Genomic DNA, 6,708 nt, shown 5'->3' with positions numbered 1-6,708 from the left:
AGAAAAAAGCTCGGCAACGCGCAGTGTCAGGGATTTAACGGATGTCACAGATATCAGGAAGAAGTCAGAAGTCGATCACGCAAAGGTATGTAGTTGCGCGATCGGCGCTCTTTCCTAAGCTCAGAGCGCTAAAGCGCAACTACATACCTAAAATTTAACCCTATTTGTGACAGTTGGCCTTAATCCTAATAGAAAAAAGCTCGGCAACGCGCAGTGTCAGGGATTTAACGGATGTCACAGATATCAGGAAGAAGTCAGAAGTCGATCGCGCAATTCATTAACTGTCGATCCAGTTCTATGATATAATCTAGACCGTAAAATCGATTTTCTAATCCTTGCACCAGATTTTCTGGCAGGTCTTGGGCAATTTCACTGCTACAGGAACCAGCAGCTAAAGCAATAGTTGCTACTGTATCGACATCTCCCGAAAAGGCAATGCAATCTTGCAGAAGTGTGCTCATGCGATCGTTTCGCATGACAGCAGTAATAGCGGCTCTAACACAGACCAAACCTTTAGCGCTGACTTCTCCTTGCCAAGGTATCGACCACTCACCAGATACGTGCTTTTCCAAGAAATTTCCTAAATTATTCTTTAAACCTAACTGATAAATAAAGTAATGGGACATCAAAGCGGCCGCTATAGCTGCATTAATGCCATCGGAACTATTGTGGGTAATTGCAGCTTGAATGGTAGCATTTTCGATGACTTTTTCAACAGTAGGAAAAACGCCAATGGGGCCGGCTCGCATCGCAGATCCGCTTTTATCGCTAGCGGAGTGCATTTTTTCTAAGAATTCTTTTCCGTCTTGAACTTGTAGCAAAAAATTGTACAACTTCCCAGCATAACCTACTCGCCGATCGCGGTGAAAAGCTACAACAAATTTGGTGGCTAAAAGTTCCGGCGTCCAAGGTTCTCGGCTGACGATCGCTTCTGCGACGGCTAAACTCATCTGCGTATCGTCTGTGTAACATCCAGGCTGGATGTCGTGACGGGGATGCTTGATGTAGCCGTTGAGATTGTTGTACAACTCGATCGTCTGCCGGTCAACAAATTCAAAACCCGCACCGTAAGCGTCACCAATCGCTAATTCTATTAACATATATTTAATCCGGTTTCCAAATATTTCATTCCCTGTTTTTTCCTAAAATAATAAAAAAAATAACCCAACACAACTTACCTATTTAACAAGCACCGTCTTTAGTCAACACCACCCAAATTGTTTTGCAAATCAGACTAATGTCGTAAAAAACAGACCACTTGCGCTGATAGTCTAGATCCATCCGCACAATATCGTCAAAGTCTTTCACTCCAGACCGTCCGTTGACTTGCCACTCCCCAGTCATACCGGGCTTGACATTTAAACGCTGCCAGTGGAACGCCTCATAGGCAGCAACCTCATCGGGAGTGGGCGGTCGAGTTCCCACCAAACTCATGTCGCCGACTAACACGTTCCAGAATTGAGGCAACTCATCCAAACTCGTGCACCGCAAAAAGCGGCCGACGCGGGTAATTCGCGGGTCATTTTCATTCTTAAAAATGTGACCGCTGGCTTGGTTGCGAACTAAATGTTTGAGCTTTTCTGCACCGACAACCATCGATCGAAATTTCCACATTCTGAAATGTCGCCCTTTGAAGCTGCAGCGGACTTGACTGTAAAGCAGCGGGCCCGGATTGTCCAACAGCATCGCCACTGCCACCGGCACCGCCACCGCAGCAGCAATTGCCAGTCCCAGCAGCGAACCCACAATATCGATCGACCGTTTTACCTTACTTGTTACGGATCGGTGAACTTGCTGTTTGGATACACAAACTTTGTAAGTAAATTTTTGCACAAATAAGGACAGCATTTCTGATAATACTGATGATTTAGAGGCACCCATCCGAAATTTCATTTGATTAGTCTCAACTTTAACGAGATATCACGTCCATCTTATTAGCCACCCTAAATCTGCTGAACCTGAAATGCTGGGCTTTGCACAATCTTTAAAAAGCAACAACACTTTTATAAAGTTTCTATGTATTTTATCTAAAAATATATAAATTTTATGTAAACTTAAGTACATTTACATAAAAAAGTTAGTCCTGGCCGCAAAAAACCCGATTTCTACTAGGAATGTTTGGGGAAGACAGGGAGGATTCCACTGAGAAACCGGATTTTTTGCCGATTAGCGATAAGTATCGGTGCGAACATCCCAAGCAATTGTTAGCGGCTCTAACAATTTTTGCTGGCTGCTAGAAGCGAGTTTGCCTAAATATTCGCGAACAACAGAGGCGTGTTCGAGATTCAAGCGATAACCAAGTGAGACATCTTCAAAGAAAAGCGGCTCGGCCAAAATTGCTTCCCAATCGGGATTTTGCCTCGACTCCTCGGCCAGCAGCATGAAATCTTCCTCCGCAGGCACAAGTCCCGCCGGCAATGTTCCTTCCAAAATCCGTAGAATCCGGGACTCGCAGGTGCGGGTATTCACGCCAAGGCGTTCCAACAACTGCAAAATTTCCTGAAAGCTCAGAGTTTCCTCACCCAAAACCTGCATTAATTCCCACAGCAGAAAAAAGTCGCTGTACTGCTGCTGCGACACATCCAAAATTTGAGGATAAAGAGCCAAACTAGCCAACCCGCAGGCAACTCGACCAATTTTTCCCGAAAAATTTGTACTTTGAGATACAGAATTTAATGCAGAATTGTCAATTTCAAAAATATCTCGATCGACCTCCAATTCCTGGTCTTGAATCACGATCGCATTCGGCAGCTTCTGCCGCAACCAGCGGGCGATCGCAGGCCAAGCACCCATACCCCCCGCACAAATCGCCTGATTAATCCCCGCCGGCGACATTCCCGCGCGGCTGAGCAAAGCATTCAATTCACGGTTCAACTGCTGCACAAAAGGCACTAAAACCAGACTTTCCAAATCTTTGCGCTTCACATCCCAATGCTGCTGACCAATATCCAAAGCAAAACTTTCTTGATGTTGCAAAATAACTTTCAAATGTTTCGCCGCCTCCAACAATTGCAGACCAAAAGCAGAACCTTGCAACCGATCCTGCAATTGATAGCGGCTCGGTAAATCTGGATGCCCTGGACGCGGCAAATCGATCGACATTCCCCAAGTTTCATTTTTAGCCAACAACTGACAGATAATATCCTGATCGAAAGCATTGCCAGCAAAAGCAAAACTTTGGCAAGTAAAATCAGCACGAGTTAAATCTTGAAGATTTTCCGGCAACTCAACTAAAGCTAATTCCACCGTCGCCGCCCCCGCATTCAGAATCAAAGTTCCCCCGCTAAAAGACGAAGCATTCACACTCAGCGGTGCAGCTTCTTCACCCTCCAAAGCAGAATCCACGGCTGACGGCGGCACTTCTGTGGCATTTTTCACAGGAGTTACAGCAGCAAGCAAAGTGGCGATCGCATCTTCCACCACAAAAATTTGCGAAGCCGAAGCCACCAGAGACGCGCCCAAAACAGCCTCCCGCAGATTAAACCGATAAGCATCAGACCAGCCCGCCGGAGTCCCCAAAATTACACCCTGCAAGTCTAAAAGCGCCGCATCAAGAGTTTCTGGCGTCAGTCCCGAAGCCCTACAGATTAAATTAGAAACTGGCAACCCTCCAAAATTCGCCCTCGTCGGTGCAGAATCCAAAATTTCCCCTAATCCGGCAAATTTTTGGCCCTGCAAACTCGGATTCAAAGTAGCCAGCAGCGCCCGCACACCTTGCAGCGGGAAGGCGATCGAAAAAGCCTGCAACGGCGACCACTGCAACAGCGGTTCGTACATCCCACCAGCTTCCCGCTGATAAGGAATGCCCACCTTTAAAGGCAATTTAAAATTTTGCAGTAAAAATTCTCCCGCAGGCAAAGCCAACTGCCGGAATCCCACCGACTTGACTGTCACCTCTGAGCCTAAACTCCCTGGGGCTGTTTCCGCAAGCACCGCAGCCGAGGGAATCCGAAAGCTCGGGCCCGCAGCCCAAGCCTCAGCCTGCGGTGCTTCCCAGTAAATCTGGTGCAACTGGCCGGTGGCGCGATCGAGCAAAGCCGCCGACAGCCCGCTGGAGGCGAAATCAATGCCCAAATACCAGCGAGAGTTCCGGCGTTCGCGGGATGGGGCGATCGCACCTGCAGCAGAATTGGGCGCCGACTCTTGCTGCTGTGTGGCAAACTCGCTAAACTCGGTGTTCCTCTCAACAACTCCTGGTTTACTCTCTGTCGAAATTAAGTTTTTTTTTGACTTTCTGGAGGACTTGACCGCAATTCGTTAGTTTCGGCAGTTTCTGGAGGGGGAGAATCAGTCAAAGGTCGATCGGTCTCGGTCAAACTAGCCAAAATCTCGTCTAGCGTCAAGTTCGAGTCCTCTTCCTCAGCAAACAAGTCATCCTCAAGTTCGTTTTCCAAAACAAAGGGTTCATCCTCAGATGAGAGTTCCAACACATCGGAGAACAAATCCTCCAGCGTGCCGAGTTCTTCCTCTGCGACTTCGGCAAAGGGATTTTTTGCACCGCCCTCCTCGGGGGAAATCGCCGATAAATCCAAGCTGTTAGTGGCTGAGGAATTCGATCGCCGGGAGCTCGTATTTTCCAATCCCTCCAGATTGTAGAGGTCTGCCTCCAAAAGTTGCAGAGTATTGTTGTCCAAATTTAGAGCTCGATCGAGGTCATCTTCTAATGCCTCGACCGGCAGCAAATCCTCATCCGGCGAAGCTTGGATGTACCCATCATTGAGCCGCTGCGACGAAGTGCTGGACTCGCCAGTTTGAACCTCACCGACACTCGCCACGCGGCGCGAGGCACTGGGGCGGTTCGGGCTAATTTCCGCAGGCGTTCTCAACGGCAAAGGTGGCGATTCAGGCATCGCAGCGTCGAACTGCTCGCCTTGCTTTTGAGCCGTTTCTAGATTTTCTCGATCGTCCGCGTCAAGTTGCAGCGAGGCGGTTGAGGCTGGCGGTTCTGAAACTTGAGGTACTGTTGCAACTTGCGGTTCAAATAAATCGGCACTATCTAAAGTTAGAGATTCTACAGAATTACCGTTTACGAAGTCTGAATCTTCACCGACTACAATATCTTCCAGCGATTCGCCTTCATCGAGCAGATTTACAAACAAATCTTCTGCATTATTTAGGGGTTCGGCAGTTTCATAATCTGTCGCCCTTTGATATTGTACAGCCTCACTTGCGGTTTCAAATTCAGTATGTTGGGGCGGCCAAGTTTCGAGTTCTAATTCTACTTCGGCGACGGTTTCTCCCGCGAACAAACTTGCATACAAATCCTCAACATTTTCTTCGCCACTTTCTGCTAACATATCTTCCGAATCAGCGCCGGAAAATTGAGTTTCCGATCGAGGTCTTTCGGGTGCAGAACCGAACAAATTATCTTCCAATTCCGGGAGCGAGATTGGGGCTTGAAAGTGGTCGCGATCGCGCCGCAACTGTCCGAATTGCGGAGAAATTTCTGTACCTGCGTAGGGCAATCTGTCTTGTTCTTCGAGTTCGCCGGTGCGATTGGACTGCACCGGTTCTTGACTCGGAGTCTCGGCGACTGAGCGATCGATCGCCGTATTTGAGAGGGGGGGAGCGACAGGAGATCGATCGGCTGCGGTTGGGGCACTTTCAAGATTTGCTAAATCGATCGGCGGCTGCACGTAGGAAGACGCTTCTCGCCCCAACTGTGCGGCCAAGTGGTTGACGAAAGCCGCGAACATCGCCTCGCTCTGCTGGCTCAAACCGTACATATTTTCGATTTCTTGTCCCAACGAAGCTTGATGGCTTTGCAGATTTGCTTGCAAAGCCTCGAACACGATACCCATCCTAGAATCTAGACTCATCAGCAGACTGTCAGCACGAGATTGCAACAGTTGCATTTGCTCCAACCTTTGAGCCGGCGTCAGCAGCGGTTGTTCTTCTGAGGTTTGTGGGTTAACTGTTACCTCAACAGCCGATCGAGATTGTGCGATCGCCAAAGAGTTAGGTGTCAAGCCCAGGGGCAACAACTGATTTTCTATGGAACCTATAATTTGGGAGAAATCGCGATCCAAGGTTTCTTGCAAGCGGGCAGTCAGTACCTGCAAGAATTCAGAAATGATTTGCTGTTGGTTGGCTTGTTGCTGAGCTAGCGATTGTTGCTCTTGCCGTTGTGCTTCTAGCTGTTTGATTTCTTGAATTAGAGCTTGCTGCTCTTGCCGCAGAGCTTCTATGCCTTCTTGGAGCGGCTCCGTCAGGCTTGAACGCAGGTGGCTGATTTCTCCTGTTACGGCAAGCATGATTTGCTCTGCTGCTGAGGGGCCAGGGGCGGGCAGCGGCACTTTGGGCACTGGAACTGGTTGCGGGTGGACATTTGGGCTGGCGGGCCCCTGGCCGGCCGCTAGTTTTGAGTCTGAGGAAACCAGATAAGCGCGAAGTCGCTCTAAGAGTTGGCGCTGGTGGACAGTATCGATCGAACCCGTCCAAGGCAAGCGGGGTGCGGGCTTGCTGAGTACCTCGTCAATCTCAGCAATCAGTGCTTGAATTTTGTACTTCTGAGAATTCAAGGGCGTAACCTCTGGGAATGCGGCTTGGGAGAAACTTTACCGAAAAAAGACTGAAGTCAGGCGGCAGCGATGCCAATAGATAGAATAATCTGAATGCGAGTCCGTCAATCGATTTTAGATTTTAGATTTTAGATTAAAGAATTGAAGCATTGACCCAGCCCAAAAACGGATACCGTGCCACGTACTT

Annotated in this window: 4 protein-coding genes; all 4 read right to left on the bottom strand. The window is 48.6% G+C overall.

Annotated elements, in window-relative coordinates; translation table 11 throughout:
- Positions 1 to 254 precede the first annotated feature (254 nt).
- Positions 255 to 1,100 (bottom strand): ADP-ribosylglycohydrolase family protein, encoded by an 846-nt coding sequence (locus QUA56_RS34610; RefSeq protein WP_333367959.1) that lies wholly within the window; start codon positions 1,098 to 1,100, stop codon positions 255 to 257.
- A gap of 82 nt (positions 1,101 to 1,182) precedes the next feature.
- Positions 1,183 to 1,893: a sugar transferase gene (locus QUA56_RS34605; RefSeq protein WP_333367956.1), complete on the bottom strand. Its 711-nt coding sequence runs from the start codon at positions 1,891 to 1,893 to the stop codon at positions 1,183 to 1,185.
- 273 nt (positions 1,894 to 2,166) lie between these two features.
- Positions 2,167 to 4,074: a hypothetical protein gene (locus tag QUA56_RS34600; protein WP_333367953.1), complete on the bottom strand. Its 1,908-nt coding sequence runs from the start codon at positions 4,072 to 4,074 to the stop codon at positions 2,167 to 2,169.
- 140 nt (positions 4,075 to 4,214) lie between these two features.
- Positions 4,215 to 6,521 carry a hypothetical protein gene (locus QUA56_RS34595; protein ID WP_333367950.1) on the bottom strand — a complete coding sequence of 769 codons (2,307 nt, stop codon included), beginning with the start codon at positions 6,519 to 6,521 and terminating at the stop codon, positions 4,215 to 4,217.
- Positions 6,522 to 6,708 lie beyond the last annotated feature (187 nt).

Source organism: Microcoleus sp. N3A4 (assembly GCF_036701805.1).
Classification (GTDB): Bacteria; Cyanobacteriota; Cyanobacteriia; order Cyanobacteriales; family Microcoleaceae; genus Microcoleus.
This window is presented reverse-complemented; position numbering and strand designations above follow the sequence as displayed.

Coding starts and splice junctions, on each gene's coding strand:
- QUA56_RS34610 (WP_333367959.1), bottom strand. CDS start 1,100: ATGTTAATAGAATTAGCGATTGGTGACGCTTACGGTGCGGGTTTTGAA.
- QUA56_RS34605 (WP_333367956.1), bottom strand. CDS start 1,893: ATGAAATTTCGGATGGGTGCCTCTAAATCATCAGTATTATCAGAAATG.